The following is a 15,783-nucleotide window of genomic DNA, read 5'->3' on the forward strand; positions in this document are numbered from 1 at the left end:
AACCCGCGCGGGTGCAATCTGTACCCAAACAGCCATGGTTTGCTGCATCAGATGACAACCCCTTGGAGGACTTCAAAATGAGCCATAGCCATTTAACCGCCCCTACCCTGTATATCGATGTCGATGGCGAGACATTTGCCTATCGCCGCTGGGGCAATGACAAGACAGATCAGCCTCCGCTGTTCCTCCTCCAGCATTTCCGTGGCGGCATGGATCATTGGGACCCCATCATGACGGATGGGCTGGCGGCAGGGCGCGAGGTCATCCTCTACAACGGTCGCGGCATTGCCTCTTCTTCCGGAGAGCCGCGTAACCGAATTGAGCTGATGGCCGACGACGCTGCCGCAGTGATCCGCGCACTCGGTCTATCAACAGTCGATGCGTTGGGTTTCTCGCTTGGCGGTTTTATCGCCCAGGACCTGACACGACGCCATCCCGACCTCGTGCGCAAACTGATGCTGCTGGGTACCGGGCCTCGTGGCGGTAATCCGGACTCAGACCCTGGCGTGCTGGAGGCCGCACCACGGCCCATTCCCACAGTGGACGATTTTCTGTTTCTGTTTTTCGGTCGCTCCGAGGCGGCGCGGCAGGCAGGGCTCGAGTTCTGGGAGCGCCGTCATCAGCGTGTCGACCAGGATCCACCCAGCTCGATGCAGGTGATGCAGGCACAGATCGAAGCCCACATGCACTTTATGCCCAAGCTGGACCCAAATGATCCCTTCAATCATCTGCGCGCTATCAAACAGCCAACGTTCATCCTGAACGGCATGAATGACGTCATGATTCCAACAGTCAACTCCTGGTACATGGCCCAGAACATCCCGAACGCCCAGTTATTCCTGTACCCGGATGCGGGCCACGGCGCCCAATTCCAATGCCCTGAGCGCTTTCTGAAACACGCCATCGCGTTCCTCAGCGAATGACAACTTACGGAGCCAGCACATCATGCTGAAGTTTAAATTTTTGTTGTGGGCGCTGACCAAGCTGTTACAGCGGGCCATCAAGAAAAACCCCGGCTGCGCAAAATTTGTTAATGGCAAGTCGTTGGTCTTTCAGATTCGAACAGAGGATGGCGTGGGTCGCTACTTCACCGTTGCGAACGGAAAGATAAAATCCGCCGCAGGTTTAACGCAAAAGCCGGCATTCACGCTGTCGTTCAGAAACACAGAAAGAGGCTTCGCCATTCTGTCGGCTAAAGACAGCAAGGATGAATTCCTGACGGGCTTGCGTACAGGCGATCTGAAAATCAGCGGTGATTTTGTCGAGGTGATGTGGTTCCAGGGATTAACAGAATACTTGCAGCCGGCTAAAGACCCCGCGCAGGTCTTTTCACGACGCCTTGCATCGTGCGGCTGCCGATCATCACGATTCGGGCGCCGGGGTGCAGCCTGGCGTGCAGGGTGTTGACCAAATGGCTCGCCGCCGCCACGTGAACCTGCCACATGGCTTGGCCATCCTGCGGCTGCAACTCAGTCCAGTGAAAGCGCGGATGGTCGATACCGGCAGCGCGGCGACTCAGCCCCTGCACACGCCAAACTTCTGACAGCAGGCGTTGCGCGCTGGCCATTCCAGGCCCAGTCGCCAGCGAACGTATTCGCCAGCGCCTGGGCAGGCCATCGGTTTACAGCGCCGGGGGTTTAGGGAATACGCCACGGGCGTGTTCGTAGGCCTGGGCAACGCGCAGTGCGAGGGCGTCCTGGAAGCGCGGAGCAACGATCATCATGGCGACCGGCAAACCGTCCGCAAGCCCCGCCGGGATCGATGTCGCGGGGTGCCCCGTGAGGTCAAACGGCGCGGTATTGGCGAGCATGTCCAGTGCACTGTGCACGTACTCCTCGACGGGGGCGTCCGCGGCGGTCAACGGCGTGGCTACGAAGGGCATGGTGGGCATCACCAACACGTCAAAATCCTTGAATGCCTCGTCGTACTGGCGCGTCAACTCCGGTACCAGCATCCGCGCCTTGGCGTAGTAGGCGCCATGCAGGTTTTTCAGGCTGTAGTGGCCGGTCAACGCAACCGCTCGCACGCTACTGGACAATGCATCGGCATGTTCGCGGCGTTTTTCGCCGAAGTAACTCATGATGTCCGGGTCGTAATAACCGTCGACGTTCATGCCGTAGCCATTGCCCTGCAACATCTGATACGCCGCGCCGTCAGTGGCAATCACGTTCCACAGATCCAACGCCACGCCCGTGTGCCACGGCGCACTCGCTTCGCCGACGCTGGCGCCCAGGCTTTCAAGCTGGGCAACCGCCGCCTTGACCAGCGCGTCCACCTGCGGCTCGGACATTCCCGGGATCGCAAAACCTTCTCGCAGCAAGCCGATTTTCAAGCCGGCCACGCCCTGCTCCAGCGTCGCGAGGCAGTTGACCGCTGGCGGATTTTTCTGCCGGGAATCAAGCCCATCGGCCCCCGCAATGACATCGAGCATCGCTGCCACATCGCGTACGTTATTGGCCATCGGGCCCACATGGTCGATGGTCCGCTCAATCGGAAAAGCGCCGGTGTAAGGCACCAGGCCGTAAGTCGGCTTGTGCCCGACGATGCCGCTCCAGGCCGACGGCATCCGGATCGAACCGCCCTGATCGCCGCCGATGGCCATGTCGACTTGGCCAAGCGCCACCAGCACCGCACTGCCGCTGGACGAGCCGCCTGCGTTGCGCGTCAGGTCCCAGGGGTTTTTAACCGGGCCGCTTGCGGAGGTAAAACTTGCCCCGGAAAAACACAAGTCTTCACACACCGACTTGCCCACCACCGTGGCCCCGGCCGCCAGCAAGCGTTTGACCACAGTGGCGTCTTCGGACGGGATATAACCGTCCAGGCTCAATGAGCCGTTAGCCATGGGCACGCCAGCCACCGACACATTGTCCTTGATGACCACCGTCCTGCCGGCCAACGGGCCTTGCGCCGCGCCGACGATTCGGGTTTTCACGTACCAGGCGCCGTGCAGGTTGTCTGCCTCGGCGGCTTTGTTGTATTCGCGTTCAGGCGGTTGCTGCGCGACGTTGGCAGCGTAGAGCGCATCGATGGCTTCGTAGGAATTCAACGTTTCATCGGCCAGGTTGAGGAAGGCCTCCATCTGGCGATCTGTCAGGTGATAACCGTGGTCTTCGGCGGCAATCAGAAAGTCGGCTTTGCCGGGGCGTTTTACGGACATGGTGTTCTCCAAATGACGTTAAGAACCACCCGATCTCGGGCGATCATTGACGCGCGCCACCCGTGCCCACTGCACAGGTTACGGCTCGCTCCGGAGGACTCCATTGTCCACGCCGGTCGCCACGCGGTGATCCATACCTGCCAAGGGAGGCGTATGGCAAACGTCCACGCAGAAGAGGATCAAGCCCTCACAAGCTTGATGCTCAAAGGCTGTTCAGGAACAGGCTTGTCGGAACAACTCATGGGCCTTGACCAGCGCTTCGGCGATTTTTTCCACCGGTTCGCGCTTGGCCATGGCTTGGTCTCGCAAGGCGTTGTAGGCATCGGTCTCCGACATGCCCTTGGTTTCGATAAGGATTATTTTCGCCTGCTGCACGGTGCGCATGACCGCCATGCGCCCTTCCAGGCGCTTGACGTGTCGTTCCCGTTCGCGGGCCTTGCGTGACTGACTCAGCGTGATCGCCAAAGCGGTCAGCAACCCGAACGACTTCACGGGCGAAGGAATGACAGAGCAAGCGTTCAACTGCACCAATGCCTCGACGATGATCGGGTTCTCATAGGCAATCACCGGAATGATCGGCGGCGTGCTGGCGTGGAGCAGCCATGGCGTGTTGGTCGACAGGCTTTCCGGCGACACCGCCAACACGATCACGTCCGCCTCGGCGCTCAAGCGCTCCGGGATCGGCCATTGCACACGCACCTGACAACCGATGCGCTGCAACTGCTCGATCAGGTTGCGTCCATCCTCGTCATCCGGGTGCATTACCAATACGCTGACGTCGCGCAGGTCCTTGATGCCTGTCGCGCTGTCGTTGCGCAGGCGTTTCTTGGCGGCGCGCAAGGTCATGGACGTCTCCCCACCGAGCCGGACCATTCATTGAAATTGGGTGCAATGGCGTAAGGGTCAGGCTTGAGTGCACTCTGGCTTTCGTAAAGGATGTCGAATTGGCCCTCGACGTTGGCCCGGCCGATCCGCGAAAACAGGTACGTGTGGTGATTGTTGGCATCGACCCGAATGCGTCCTTGTGGCGCTTCGAATTCCAGCCCGCGCATGGCCTGCAGCACATCCTCCACTTGCGTGCTGCCAGCTCGAACGATCGCCTTGGCCAGCAAGTGCACCTGAAAGTACGCCGCCTCCCAGCAACGGTCAGTGACCTGGTGTTGACCAAACAACTCGCGGTATTGGGCGATGCATTGGCGGTTGGTCGGCGTGTCCACCGACTGAAAATACGTAGCCGCCGAAATATGTCCCACCCCCAGGTGAATCCCCATTTGCTGGATGTCGGTTTCGCTGGTCGTCAGGCTGGCAATCGGCATCACCGAGGGGTCAAAGCCTGCGTCGGCGTAGGCCTGGTACAAATGCCCCATGGTTTCGCCGACGACCGTCGAGAAAATAAACGAGGGCTTGAGCTCCCTGGCCTTGACCATCAGCTTGGCAAAATCTTCCGGACGCGCGTTTTTCAGCGGCAGGTAATACTCGCCCAGCTTGGTACCGCCACGCTCGTACAACAGGTCGCTCATCAAGCGATTGGTTTCGTACGGGTAGACGTACTCGGAACCGATCATCAACACGCGATTGCCGAAGTTGTCGAGCATGTAATTGCCCAGCGGCAGGGCATTGTGATTCGGTGTGGCGCCGGTGTAGATGATGTTGCGCGAATACTCGAAACCTTCGTAATACACCGGGTACAGCAACAGGGCGTCGTAGCGCTCGACAATCGGCAGTGCCGCCTTGCGTGCAGCCGAAGTGTAGCAACCAAAGAAAAACCGCAGGTGTTCTTCGCGGATCAGCGATTCGATGTGCATGGCGTACAGCGCAGGCGTTGAATCGGGGTTACGGGTGATCAACTGCAGCGGGCGACCACCGACCCCGCCTGCCGCATTGATCTGCGCAATTGCAAACTGCGCGCCGCGCATCGTCGAGCCCTCGGCAGCCGCCGTGACACCGGTATCGGAAAACAGACCGCCTATGCGGATCGACTGGTCAACCATGCCTATCAACCTTGTTCAACGTGAGAAAAGACACCCGCTCGTGGATGGGGGTCTGGAGGCCTGTGCAAAAAATGATTGAGCGAGACGCCGTATAACAAAATGGCTGCTCTCAGGCGGGTTGTGCCTGGGGCTGGCGCGACAACACTGTCAGGGCCAGTCATGCGAGGGGCCTTCCACACCTGCCGAGGATGGGCGTGTGACAAGGGACCCTGCGAGGGTGTTGCCTGTCGCTCATGCAGATAGTGGGCCACACGCCATGGACGAGCTGCACCCGCGGCGCCGGCCGGTTTCAATCCTTGCCGTGGAGCCCATCCATGCCGCCCACACGCTCACGGTATTGGTGCATTCAGGGTGCATTCGCGCCAAAGCAGCGCAGGCCAGTGACACGCGGCAATAGATGCAGGCGTCACTCGCACGCCCCTTCGACTGCCCGGAAAACGCCCTGGTCGCAATTGGCACTGCCCTTGCTATAACTCTCCAGAGACATCGCGCCAGCTGTTTGCCCTACGCCCCCTTGGCAAGTAGGGAAGCACCTCGCGTACGACTGGATCGGACACAGCTGTCCCGCCAGATTCGGCACAAGAAGCCTGATTTCCCGACTATTGATTTAGCCGGGATGTCGGGCTTTTTTTATTCCTGGAGAGAAGTGAATGCACAACGACAAACGCCGTTTGATCAAGCATGCCCTGTTGCTGGGCGCCTTCAGCCTGTTGCCGTTTTCCCTGGTCAGCCAGGTGCAGGCAGCCGAGACCGTGAAGGTCGGCATCATCCACTCGCTGACCGGCACCATGGCCATCAGTGAGGCCTCGGTGGTGGATGCGGAAAAACTCGCCATCGACGAAATCAACGCCAGCGGTGGCGTGCTCGGCAAGACCATCGAACCGATCGTCGAGGACGGTGCCAGCGATTGGCCGACCTTCGCCGAGAAGGCGCGCAAGCTGTTGGAAAACGATCACGTTGTCGCCACGTTCGGCGCCTTCACCTCGGCGTCGCGTAAAGCGGTGTTGCCGGTGTTCGAACGCAACAAGGCCTTGCTGTATTACCCGACATTCTATGAAGGCCTGGAAAAATCCCCGGCCATCATCTACACCGGCGCCGAAGCGTCGCAGCAAACCCTGGCAGCCGTCAGCTGGTTGATGGCCAACAAAGGCAAGACTGTCTACCTCGTGGGCTCGGACTACATCTGGCCGCGCACCACCAACAAGCTGGCACGGGCGTCGGTGACCAAGCAGGGCGGATCCATCGTTGGTGAGGATTACCTGCCCCTGGGCAACATCGAGTTCTCCTCGGTGATCAACAAAATAAAGGCCGCCAAGCCCGACATCGTGCTGTCCACCATCGTCGGTGGCTCAAACGTGGCGTTCTACAAACAGCTCAAGGCCGCCGGCATCGACAGCAGCAACCAGACACTGATGGCGCTGGCCGTCACCGAAGAAGAAGTCACCGGCATCGGCGCCGAAAACCTCACCGGTTTTCTCACCTGCATGAGCTACTTCCAGAGCCTGAAAAACCCGGTCAACGAGAAATTCGTCGCCGCCTTCAAGGCCCGCTATGGCGACAAACGCGTAGTCGGCGACCCGATGGCGGCCGCGTACACCGCCGTGTACCTGTGGAAGAAAGCCGTGGAAAAAGCCGGCAGTTTCGACGTCCCGGCCGTGATCGCCGCGTCCTCGGAGCTGACCCTCGACGCGCCTGAAGGCGAGGTCAAGGTCCACAAGGACAACCACCACCTGTGGAAGCGCGCGCGCATCGGCACCCTCAACGCCCAGGGCCAGGTTGACGTGATCTACGAGTCCGCGCCCATCGAGCCCAACCCTTTCCCGAAACTGTGATGCAGGGTCGGGCGCGATCTGACTCGCGCCCTCTCCCGCCCACGCGGTCCGCCAACGTGCAGCGACAGGTAGCGACGCAATGACTTTCGATATTTTGGTGATGCAGGTCTTCAGCGGGTTTTCGCTGTTCTCGGTGTTGGTGCTGATGGCCCTGGGGCTGACCATCGTGTTCGGCCTGATGGGCGTAATCAACATGGCCCACGGCGAGTTGATGGCGATGGGGTCGTACATGACCTACGTCACGTCCGTGGTGTTTGCGCGCTACTTTCCCGACTACATGGGCTGGTATTTCGTGATCGGCATCGGCGTGGCCTTCGTCGTGACCTTCGCGTTCGGTTTCCTGCTCGAACGCTGCTTTATTCGCTTCATGTACAACCGCCCGCTCGACACGCTCCTGGCGACCTGGGGCCTGTCGCTGGTGCTGCAGCAGGTGTTCCGCCAGGTCTTCGGCCCCAAGGAAGTCAGCGTGCCCACGGTGCAATGGCTGCAAGGCGCATGGAAGATCAGCGAAGGCCTGGAACTGCCGCTCAATCGGATTTTCATCATCGGCCTGACACTGGTGATCGCCGGCGCCGTGTTTCTGTTTTTGTACCGCAGCCGCTGGGGGCTGCGCATTCGCGCGGTGACCCAGAACCGCGCCATGGCGGGGGCAGCCGGCATTAACACCGCCCGTGTCGATGCGGTCACGTTTGCCCTGGGCTGCGGGCTGGCCGGGATCGCCGGCAGCTCGTTCACCATGCTGGCCTCGACCGGCCCGGTCAGCGGCCAGCAGTACCTGGTCGACACCTTCATCGTCGTGGTGTTTGGCGGGGTGGAGAGTTTGCTGGGCACCTTCCTGTCGGCCTTCGCCATCGGCCAGACGCAGATTTCGCTGGAATACCTCACCACCGGCTCCATGGCCAAAGCCATCACGCTGCTGGTGGTGATCGTGCTGCTGTTCTTCCGCCCCAACGGCTTGTTCGCCGCGAAAGTGAGACGCTGAGATGAACGATATGACTGAGACGCCCCTCACCCGCCCCAGCACCTCGACGCAGACCACGCGCCGGCTGCGCACCGGGTTGCTGCCGTTGCTCGAGCGCCACAGCCTGGTCTGGCTGTCGCTGCTGTTGCTGGTGATATTGCCACTGAGCCTGGGCGACTTTCGCCTGGGCCTGGCCGGCAAATACCTGAGCCTGGCGTTCTGCGCCGTGGGCATGGTGATGATCTGGGGCTACGGCGGGATACTCAGCCTGGGCCAGGGCATCTTCTTTGGCCTCGGCAGCTACATGATGGCGATGTACCTGAAACTTGAAGCCACCGCCAACGACGAAGCGGCGAGCGCGCTCGCCGCCTTCTACGGCTCGGCGTTGCCGGACTTCATGATCTGGAACAGCGTCGACGCGCTGCCCTGGTGGTGGAAGCCTTTCGAGTCGGCGACATTCACCTTTGCCGCGATCCTCGTCCTCCCGGCATTGCTCGCGTTTGTGTTCAGCTACGCGTATTTCAAGAAGCGCGTGGGCGGCGTGTACTTCTCGATCATCACCCTGTCGTTGGCGGCGATCATGTCGATCATGATCATCGGCCAGCAAGGCTACACCGGCGGTGTCAACGGCCTGACCGACTTCAAGACCGCCTTTGGCCTGAGCCTGCAAACGCCTCAAACGCCCTGGATTCTGTACCTGATCACCACCCTGTTGCTGCTGGGCTGCGTGGCGTTGTGCGGGTTCATCCTGCGCAGCCGGCTGGGCAAAGTGGTGGTGGCGATCCGTGACCGTGAGGACCGCGTACGGTTTTCCGGCTACAACACGGCACTGTTCAAAGCGTTCATCTTTGCCGTCGCAGCACTGATCTCCGCGCTCGGCGGGGTGATGTTCACCCTGCAGGTCGGCCTCGCGTCGCCGTCGCTGGTGGGCATCATTCCTTCGACCGAAATCGTGATTTACGCAGCCCTCGGCGGGCGTCTGTCGCTGGTCGGTGCGGTGTACGGCACGCTGTTGATCGGCGTGGCCAAAACCTACCTGTCGGAAAATTTCGTCAACTTCTGGCAGTACTTCATCGGTTTCCTGTTCATGGGCGTGGTGCTGTTCTTGCCGACCGGGCTCGCCGGTTTGCTGCAACGCCTTGGCCACAACAAACAGGAGGTGCAGTCATGAGTGGCCTGTTGCTGAGTGTCGAAGATCTCACGGTGTCGTTCGACGGTTTCAAGGCAGTGGACAGCCTTAATTTCTATGTCGAAGAAAACCAGGTGCACGTGGTGATCGGGCCTAACGGCGCGGGCAAGACCACCCTGCTTGACATGATCTGCGGCAAAACCCGACCGAGTGCCGGCAGCATTCGTTTCAAGGACCTGCAACTGGCCAACATGATCGAATACCAGATCACCCGCGCGGGCGTCGGGCGCAAGTTCCAGAACCCTTCGGTGTATGAAGACCTCACCGTGCGCGAGAACCTCGACATCTCGTCGCCCGGCAAACGCGGCATTTTCAACTGCCTGTTCGCCCGCAAAGACCCGGCCCTGCAAGCAGAGATCGAGCAGACCGCCGAGATGATTTTCCTGCAGGACCAGTTGGGGCGCAAAGCCGGGCTGTTGTCCCACGGGCAAAAGCAGTGGCTGGAGATCGGCATGCTGCTGATGCAGCGCCCGGAACTGTTACTGCTGGACGAGCCGGTGGCCGGCATGAGTGCAGGCGAGCGGGAAAAGACCGCAGGCCTGCTCAAGCGCATCGCCAAGGGCCGCGCCATGGTGATCATCGAGCACGACATGGAGTTCGTGAAGTCAGTGGCTGACAAAGTCACCGTCCTGCACCAGGGCAAAACCCTGGCCTACGGCTCGATGGATCAGGTGCAAAACGATCCTCGCGTCATCGACGTCTACCTGGGGCACTGAGCATGCTGACCGTCAATAACCTGAACGTGTATTACGGCGACAGCCATGTGCTGCGCAATCTCGACCTGACCCTCGCACCGGCCGAGTCCCTGGCGATCATGGGTCGCAACGGCATGGGCAAGACCACCCTGCTCAGAAGCCTGGTGGGCATGCTGCCGGCGCGCAGCGGCAGCATCACGCTGGCGGGCCGGGAACTCACCGCCAGCAAGAGCTATGAGCGGGTCGCCGCCGGGGTGGGCTTCGTGCCGCAGGGGCGGATGATTTTTCCGTACCTGACGGTGGAGGAAAACATCCTCACCGGCATGCAGGGCGCCCCTGCCGCACCGATTCCCGACTACATCTACGAGTACTTCCCGGTGCTGTTCGAGATGCGTCGACGCAAGGGCGGCAACCTCTCCGGCGGCCAGCAGCAACAGCTGGCGATTGCCCGCGCGCTGGTCTCCAACCCCAAAGTGTTGATCCTGGATGAGCCGACCGAGGGCATTCAGCCGTCGATCATCAAGGACATCGCCCGGGCCCTGAACCTGCTGAAAAAAGAACGGGGGTTTTCGCTGATCGTCTCCGAACAGGTGCTGTCGTTTGCGATGGCGGTGGCCGACCGTTACCTGATCATCGAGAAAGGCGAATTCGTGCACAGCGAGGTCCGCGAAACCGTCGACCGCGAGCGCATCCTGCGCTACCTGACCATCTGAAACCGGACCTGGGAGCACACACCATGTTGATCCTCGACCGCATTCTGGGCCAGGCCAGCGACCCTGCCCTCGCCGACCGTTTGCATGACCTCAGCCACGCAGGCCTGGTCGAAACCCTCAGCCTGTCGGCCAGCGACATTCAGCGTCATCGCCTGCGCCTGGCCAGTGATCGCGGCACCGACTGTGCGATTCGACTGGAGCGCCATCAGCAACTGCGTAACGGCTCGGTGCTGATGCTCGACGGTCAGCGCGCCATCGTCGTGCACATGCAGGACGTGCACTTTCTCGACCTGCAACCGCGGGACGCTGCCGCAGCGCTGGAGCTGGGGTATTTCGCCGGCAACATGCACTGGGCCGTGCGCTTTGCAGGCACTGCGTTACGAATCCCGCTGAATGGCCCGGAGGCCGACTACCTCGAGCGTCTGGCGCCGCTGCTCGCGGACGGCCGGGTGCTGCGCCTATGAACGCCGCACCGGCCGAGTTGCGCAGCAGCCTGTTGGCGCTGCAACAGGCCGACAGTTTTTTCCCTGGTGGTGCGGTTGCCTGGTCATGGGGCCTGGAAACGCTGGTGGCCGATGCACGCCTGGGGCAAAGCGCCGCGATGACCGACCCCGTCCCTGTCAGGCGCCGTCAGCGCGGCCAGCAGAATGATCGCAGCGTTCAGGTGCGGGCCTTCGTCGAAGGTCAATTGCGTCATCGCTGGAACAGTTTTGACCGGGTGTTTTTATGCGCCGCCTGGCATGCAGCGGCTGACCTCGCCACCCTGATGGACCTGGACAGTCACATCGAGGCCCTGACCCTGGCCGAGGAACTGCGCCAAGGCTCACGTCGCGTCGGCCAATCGTTGCTGGGCGTGCATGTCGCGCTCGGTACCCCCGGCGCTGCCGCTTACCAGCAACACGTGCTCGCCCGGGCAACGCCGGGGCATTTGCCGGTGTTGCAAGGGCTGCTGTGGCAACAACTCGGCATGCAACTCGAGCACTGCCAACTCGCCGCCGCCCATGGGCTGTGCACCGGACTGGTCAGCGCCGCTGTGCGCCTGGGCGTAATGGGGCATGTGGATGCGCAGCGGGTACTCACCGACATCCAGCCCTTGCTGCTGCAACTGCTTGCTCAGGCGCCGCTCGCCCTCGACGACGCCAGCGGCTTCACGCCCATGGCCGAGATCGCCGTGATGCGGCACGAAACCCAGGACCTCCGTCTTTTCGCCAATTGAGGTGGCAGGCACGAAAACGCCTGCTGCCGACACAGGAGCTTGAACATGCTGCTGACGCCCACCGAACTTGAGCGGCTGACGCTGTACACCGCCGCCGAACTCTCGCGCAAACGCCGCGCCAAAGGGCTGCGCCTGAACTTTCCGGAAGCCTCGGCGCTGATTGCCGATGAAATCCTCGAAGGCGCCCGTGAGGGGCGCAGCGTGGCCGAGCTGATCGGTTTCGGCTCGACACTCCTCAACACTGACGACGTCATGCCCGGCGTGGCCGAGCTGCTGCCGGTACTGCAGGTGGAAGGTACGTTCCCCGATGGCACCAAACTGGTCACCGTGCATCAGCCGATTCGACCCGGCCGGTTGCCGTTGGCCGTCATGCCGACGCCTGGCGAAATCATCTCGCCCGAGGGCGATATACAACTCAACAGCGGTCGCCCCACGACCACCGTACGGGCCATCAATACCGGCGACCGGCCGGTGCAAATCGGCAGTCACTACCACTTTTTCGAAGTCAACAAGGCGCTGGATTTCCCGCGCGCCGCCGCCTTCGGCATGCACCTGGACATTCCTGCGGGCACCGCCGTGCGTTTTGAGCCGGGGGAGCTGCGCGAAGTGCAGCTGGTGCAATTCGGCGGCACGGGGGACATCCACGGTTTCAGCGGTTTGACCAATGGCAACCTGCACGATCCGGCCTGCAAAGCCATCGCGCTTGATCGAGCCCGCGCACAACAGTTCAAGGGGGCATGACCCATGGCAACGATGACGCGCAAGGAATACGCCGCGATGTACGGCCCCACCACTGGCGACGCGGTGCGCCTGGGGGATACGTCGCTGCTGGCCGAGGTGGAATTCGACTACGCGGTGCCCGGCGATGAATGCCTGCACGGCGGCGGCAAGACCCTGCGTGACGGCATGGGCCTGATGCCAGGGCATGACAGCGCAGACGGCGCGCTGGACATGCTGATCTGCAACGCGCTGATCATCGACCCGGTGATCGGCATCGTCAAAGGCGACATCGGCATCAAGGACGGCAAGATCGTGGCCATCGGCAAGGCCGGTAATCCGCAGGTCATGGACGGTGTCCATGCGCAATTGATCTGTGGCGTCGCAACCACCGTGCGCGACGCAGAAGGCCTGATCGTCACGCCGGGCGGGATCGATGTGCACGTGCATTTCGACTCGGCGCAACTGTGCGATCACGCGCTGGCGGCGGGCCTGACGACGCTGATCGGCGGCTCGCTCGGGCCGATTACCGTGGGGATCGACTGCGGCGGCGAATGGAACGTCGGCAAGATGCTGCAGGCCTCTGAAGCCTGGCCAATCAATTTCGGCTTTCTCGGCAGGGGCAATTCCAGCAAGCCGGAATCGCTGCTCGGCCAACTGCGCGGTGGCTGCCTGGGATTGAAGATCCACGAGGACTGGGGCGCGATGCCCGCCGTGATCGATACCTGCCTCAAGGTGGCCGATGAATACGACTTCCAGGTGCAGTTGCACACCGACACCTTGAATGAATCGGGTTTTCTCGAAGACACCCTGGCCGCCATCGGCGACCGCACGATCCACATGTACCACACCGAAGGCGCAGGCGGCGGCCACGCCCCGGACATCATCAGCGTGGCGGGAAAAGCCAACTGCATCCCCTCCTCGACCAACCCGACCAATCCGTACACCGTCAACACCTTCGACGAACACCTGGACATGATCATGGTCTGCCATCACCTTAATCCGGACGTGCCGGAAGACGTGGCGTTCGCCGAATCCAGAGTGCGTCCGCAGACCATCGCCGCCGAAGACATCCTGCACGACACCGGCGCAATTTCGATCCTGGGTTCCGACAGCCAGGGCATGGGGCGCATCAACGAGGTGATCTGCCGCACCTGGCAACTGGCCTCGAAGATGAAAGAGCAACGCGGCCGTCTACCGGAAGAAAAAACCGGATTGGGCGACAACGAACGCATCAAGCGTTACATCGCCAAGTACACGATCAACGCTGCGCGGGTGTTCGGCATCGACAGTTACATCGGCTCGCTGGAGCCGGGCAAGCTCGCTGACCTGGTGCTATGGCGGCCGGCCTTTTTTGGCATCAAGCCGGAGCTGGTGGTCAAGGGCGGGTTTATCGTGCACGGCGTGATGGGCGACTCGGCAGCCTCGCTGTACACCTGCGAACCCCTGATCATGCGCCCGCAATGGGGGGCCTTTGGTGAGGCCAAACAGGCACTGTCGGTGAATTTCGTCAATCGCCTTGCGGTGGAGGCCGATACCGCTGAGAAACTGGGCCTGAAAAAAGCCCTGTTGCCGGCCTTCGGCACCCGCACGCTGCGCAAGTCCGACATGCTGCACAACGACGCCTGCCCGGACATTCGCGTCGACCCCCAGACCTTCGATGTGTACGCCGACGGTGAGCGCCTGACCTGCGAGCCGGTCAGCGAAGTGCCCTTGGCCCAGCGCTACATGCTGCGCTGATCACAGCCAATAAAAGGAACCTGCTAATGAGCACTGCATTCAACGCCGCACCGCAGCCGCAACCCCACCCCGGCGCCGCGCGCGTCGGGATCGGCGGCCCGGTCGGCTCGGGCAAGACTCGCCTGCTGGAGCAACTGATTCCGCGCTTCATCGCGCGCGGCACCGAGCTGGCCATCATCACCAACGACCTGGCCACCCGCGAGGACGCCGAACGCGTGCAGCGCAGCGGCCTGATCGACCCACAACGGGTGCTCGCGGTGGAAACCGGCGCCTGCCCGCATACGGCGATCCGCGAAGACCCGACGCTGAACCTGCAAATGGCCGACGAGCTGGAAGCGCGATTCGAGAACCTGGACCTGATCCTGATTGAGTCCGGCGGCGATAACCTGGCCTCGACCTTCTCGTTGGATCTGGTGGATTACTGGATCTTTGTCATTGATGTCGCCGGCGGCGATGACATCCCGCGCAAACGAGGGCCCGGCGTGTTGAGCTGTGATCTGCTGGTGGTCAACAAATATGATCTGGCGCCCTATGTGGGCGTGGATCTGCCACGCATGCGTCGCGAATCAGCCGAAGCCCGCAACGGCCGGCCCGTGCTGTTCACCAACTGCGCGACGGGTGACGGGGTCGACGCGGTCGTCGACGCCATCAGCCGCGCCGTGTTGTTTGACCGACCATGAACGCGCCGCAGGAACTGTTTCGCCCGTTGATTGCACCGCCCAAGGCATCCTCGCAGGTGCAGGCCCGGATTGCCTTCAGCAAAGCGCCGTCCGGCGCCAGTTATATCAGCGAACAGCGCGTGGGCTATCCCTTTCACCTGGGCCGCACCCTGAAGCTGCCGGACGACCCGAAAGGCATGGCGGCCGTGTATGTGCAGTCGTGCTCGGGCGGGATTTTCGCAGGCCAGGATTTGCGGATGCACCTGCATGCCGGGCCGGACACTCAAGTGCATGTCAGCACTGGCGCGGCGACGGTAGCCCACAGCATGCTCGAGCAATCGGCACGCCAGGCCGTCAACCTCACTGCAGAACGCGGAGCATTACTGGAGTACCTGCCTATGGCGACGATCCTGTTTCCCCAGGCAAAACTGCACAGCCAGGTAAGGGTGAATCTGCACCCGGGCGCCAGGGTGATGCTGTGCGACGCGTTTTGCCTGCACACCCCCCAGGACAGTGCCGGCCTCTTCGATGTCTACCGCGCCGACCTGGAAGTGCGCTGCCCGGCAGGCCGTTTGCTGGCCGGCGATCGCCTGGCGCTGAACGGGCAAGACCTGCTGCGGCAATTACCGGGCGTCGGTGGTGCCTTCCAGACCCTGGCGACATTCATGCTCGTGGGTCAGGGCTTGCCTGTCGAAGCGCTGAAAACCGCATTGCGCAATGCCCTGCCCACTCACCCCGACAGCTACCTGGGTGTCAGCGCATTGCCCAACGACTGCGGGGTTTCATTACGCATCATGACCCTTGATGCCGTATCACTGCGCAACAGCCTTCACAGAGCCTGGGCGTGTGTACGTGAGCATCTGACCGGTGTGGCACCGCGTATGCGCCGCAAATGAGGAGTGACGATTGCAGC

At 61.8% G+C, this 15,783-nt stretch carries 16 protein-coding genes; 13 read left to right on the plus strand and 3 right to left on the minus strand.

What is annotated here, in order from left to right; genetic code table 11:
- Nucleotides 1-77: 77 nt before the first annotated feature.
- Nucleotides 78-923: an alpha/beta fold hydrolase gene (locus BLQ09_RS27085; protein WP_092359206.1), complete on the plus strand. Its 846-nt coding sequence runs from the start codon at nt 78-80 to the stop codon at nt 921-923.
- Nucleotides 924-945: 22 nt separating this feature from the next.
- A complete protein-coding gene (locus BLQ09_RS27090; protein WP_227432272.1) occupies nt 946-1,407 on the plus strand; it encodes an SCP2 sterol-binding domain-containing protein in 462 nt (153 codons plus the stop codon).
- Between the two features lie 214 nt (nt 1,408-1,621).
- Here the strand turns inward: BLQ09_RS27090 and BLQ09_RS27095 are convergent, their stop codons facing one another.
- The 3 genes from BLQ09_RS27095 to BLQ09_RS27105 form a co-directional block, all read right to left on the minus strand.
- The gene (locus BLQ09_RS27095) at nt 1,622-3,157 is read right to left on the minus strand and encodes an amidase (RefSeq protein WP_092359208.1); all 1,536 of its coding nucleotides are present in this window, start codon (nt 3,155-3,157) and stop codon (nt 1,622-1,624) included.
- 213 nt (nt 3,158-3,370) lie between these two features.
- The gene (locus tag BLQ09_RS27100) at nt 3,371-4,003 is read right to left on the minus strand and encodes an ANTAR domain-containing response regulator (RefSeq protein ID WP_090404594.1); all 633 of its coding nucleotides are present in this window, start codon (nt 4,001-4,003) and stop codon (nt 3,371-3,373) included.
- Nucleotides 4,000-5,148 (minus strand): transporter substrate-binding domain-containing protein, encoded by a 1,149-nt coding sequence (locus BLQ09_RS27105; protein WP_092359210.1) that lies wholly within the window; start codon nt 5,146-5,148, stop codon nt 4,000-4,002. The genes BLQ09_RS27100 and BLQ09_RS27105 overlap by 4 nt, the downstream gene beginning before the upstream one ends.
- A gap of 650 nt (nt 5,149-5,798) precedes the next feature.
- Between BLQ09_RS27105 and urtA the strand changes: the two genes are divergently transcribed.
- From urtA to BLQ09_RS27160, 11 genes are all read left to right on the plus strand, one after another.
- The gene (gene urtA / locus BLQ09_RS27110) at nt 5,799-6,980 is read left to right on the plus strand and encodes an urea ABC transporter substrate-binding protein (RefSeq protein ID WP_065926081.1); all 1,182 of its coding nucleotides are present in this window, start codon (nt 5,799-5,801) and stop codon (nt 6,978-6,980) included.
- Nucleotides 6,981-7,059: 79 nt separating this feature from the next.
- On the plus strand, nt 7,060-7,962 hold the full coding sequence (gene urtB, locus BLQ09_RS27115; protein ID WP_027603389.1) for an urea ABC transporter permease subunit UrtB: 903 nt from the start codon (nt 7,060-7,062) through the stop codon (nt 7,960-7,962).
- A gap of 1 nt (nt 7,963) precedes the next feature.
- Nucleotides 7,964-9,112, plus strand: coding sequence for an urea ABC transporter permease subunit UrtC (gene urtC, locus BLQ09_RS27120; protein ID WP_092359212.1), 1,149 nt, complete (start codon nt 7,964-7,966; stop codon nt 9,110-9,112).
- Entirely contained in the window at nt 9,109-9,846 is a 738-nt protein-coding gene (gene urtD / locus BLQ09_RS27125; protein ID WP_027603387.1) for an urea ABC transporter ATP-binding protein UrtD, read from the plus strand. Before urtC ends, urtD begins: the two co-directional genes overlap by 4 nt.
- Nucleotides 9,847-9,848: 2 nt before the next feature.
- Nucleotides 9,849-10,538 (plus strand): urea ABC transporter ATP-binding subunit UrtE, encoded by a 690-nt coding sequence (urtE, locus tag BLQ09_RS27130; RefSeq protein ID WP_027603386.1) that lies wholly within the window; start codon nt 9,849-9,851, stop codon nt 10,536-10,538.
- Between the two features lie 23 nt (nt 10,539-10,561).
- Nucleotides 10,562-11,002 carry an urease accessory protein UreE gene (gene ureE, locus BLQ09_RS27135; RefSeq protein ID WP_065947803.1) on the plus strand — a complete coding sequence of 147 codons (441 nt, stop codon included), beginning with the start codon at nt 10,562-10,564 and terminating at the stop codon, nt 11,000-11,002.
- A complete protein-coding gene (locus tag BLQ09_RS27140; protein WP_092359214.1) occupies nt 10,999-11,754 on the plus strand; it encodes an urease accessory protein UreF in 756 nt (251 codons plus the stop codon). Before ureE ends, BLQ09_RS27140 begins: the two co-directional genes overlap by 4 nt.
- A 45-nt stretch (nt 11,755-11,799) precedes the next feature.
- The gene (locus BLQ09_RS27145) at nt 11,800-12,495 is read left to right on the plus strand and encodes an urease subunit beta (RefSeq protein WP_027603383.1); all 696 of its coding nucleotides are present in this window, start codon (nt 11,800-11,802) and stop codon (nt 12,493-12,495) included.
- Nucleotides 12,496-12,498: 3 nt separating this feature from the next.
- The gene (gene ureC, locus BLQ09_RS27150; RefSeq protein WP_092359216.1) at nt 12,499-14,211 is read left to right on the plus strand and encodes an urease subunit alpha; all 1,713 of its coding nucleotides are present in this window, start codon (nt 12,499-12,501) and stop codon (nt 14,209-14,211) included.
- A gap of 26 nt (nt 14,212-14,237) precedes the next feature.
- Entirely contained in the window at nt 14,238-14,891 is a 654-nt protein-coding gene (gene ureG, locus BLQ09_RS27155) for an urease accessory protein UreG (RefSeq protein WP_027603381.1), read from the plus strand.
- Nucleotides 14,888-15,766, plus strand: a complete 879-nt coding sequence (locus BLQ09_RS27160) for an urease accessory protein UreD (RefSeq protein WP_092359218.1) — start codon at nt 14,888-14,890, stop codon at nt 15,764-15,766. Before ureG ends, BLQ09_RS27160 begins: the two co-directional genes overlap by 4 nt.
- Nucleotides 15,767-15,783 lie beyond the last annotated feature (17 nt).

The organism is Pseudomonas sp. NFACC25 (genome assembly GCF_900100935.1).
Lineage (GTDB): Bacteria > Pseudomonadota > Gammaproteobacteria > Pseudomonadales > Pseudomonadaceae > Aquipseudomonas > Aquipseudomonas marginalis.

Coding starts and splice junctions, on each gene's coding strand:
- BLQ09_RS27085 (WP_092359206.1), top strand. CDS start 78: ATGAGCCATAGCCATTTAACCGCCCCTACCCTGTATATCGATGTCGAT.
- BLQ09_RS27090 (WP_227432272.1), top strand. CDS start 946: ATGCTGAAGTTTAAATTTTTGTTGTGGGCGCTGACCAAGCTGTTACAG.
- BLQ09_RS27095 (WP_092359208.1), bottom strand. CDS start 3,157: ATGTCCGTAAAACGCCCCGGCAAAGCCGACTTTCTGATTGCCGCCGAA.
- BLQ09_RS27100 (WP_090404594.1), bottom strand. CDS start 4,003: ATGACCTTGCGCGCCGCCAAGAAACGCCTGCGCAACGACAGCGCGACA.
- BLQ09_RS27105 (WP_092359210.1), bottom strand. CDS start 5,148: ATGGTTGACCAGTCGATCCGCATAGGCGGTCTGTTTTCCGATACCGGT.
- urtA (WP_065926081.1), top strand. CDS start 5,799: ATGCACAACGACAAACGCCGTTTGATCAAGCATGCCCTGTTGCTGGGC.
- urtB (WP_027603389.1), top strand. CDS start 7,060: ATGACTTTCGATATTTTGGTGATGCAGGTCTTCAGCGGGTTTTCGCTG.
- urtC (WP_092359212.1), top strand. CDS start 7,964: ATGAACGATATGACTGAGACGCCCCTCACCCGCCCCAGCACCTCGACG.
- urtD (WP_027603387.1), top strand. CDS start 9,109: ATGAGTGGCCTGTTGCTGAGTGTCGAAGATCTCACGGTGTCGTTCGAC.
- urtE (WP_027603386.1), top strand. CDS start 9,849: ATGCTGACCGTCAATAACCTGAACGTGTATTACGGCGACAGCCATGTG.
- ureE (WP_065947803.1), top strand. CDS start 10,562: ATGTTGATCCTCGACCGCATTCTGGGCCAGGCCAGCGACCCTGCCCTC.
- BLQ09_RS27140 (WP_092359214.1), top strand. CDS start 10,999: ATGAACGCCGCACCGGCCGAGTTGCGCAGCAGCCTGTTGGCGCTGCAA.
- BLQ09_RS27145 (WP_027603383.1), top strand. CDS start 11,800: ATGCTGCTGACGCCCACCGAACTTGAGCGGCTGACGCTGTACACCGCC.
- ureC (WP_092359216.1), top strand. CDS start 12,499: ATGGCAACGATGACGCGCAAGGAATACGCCGCGATGTACGGCCCCACC.
- ureG (WP_027603381.1), top strand. CDS start 14,238: ATGAGCACTGCATTCAACGCCGCACCGCAGCCGCAACCCCACCCCGGC.
- BLQ09_RS27160 (WP_092359218.1), top strand. CDS start 14,888: ATGAACGCGCCGCAGGAACTGTTTCGCCCGTTGATTGCACCGCCCAAG.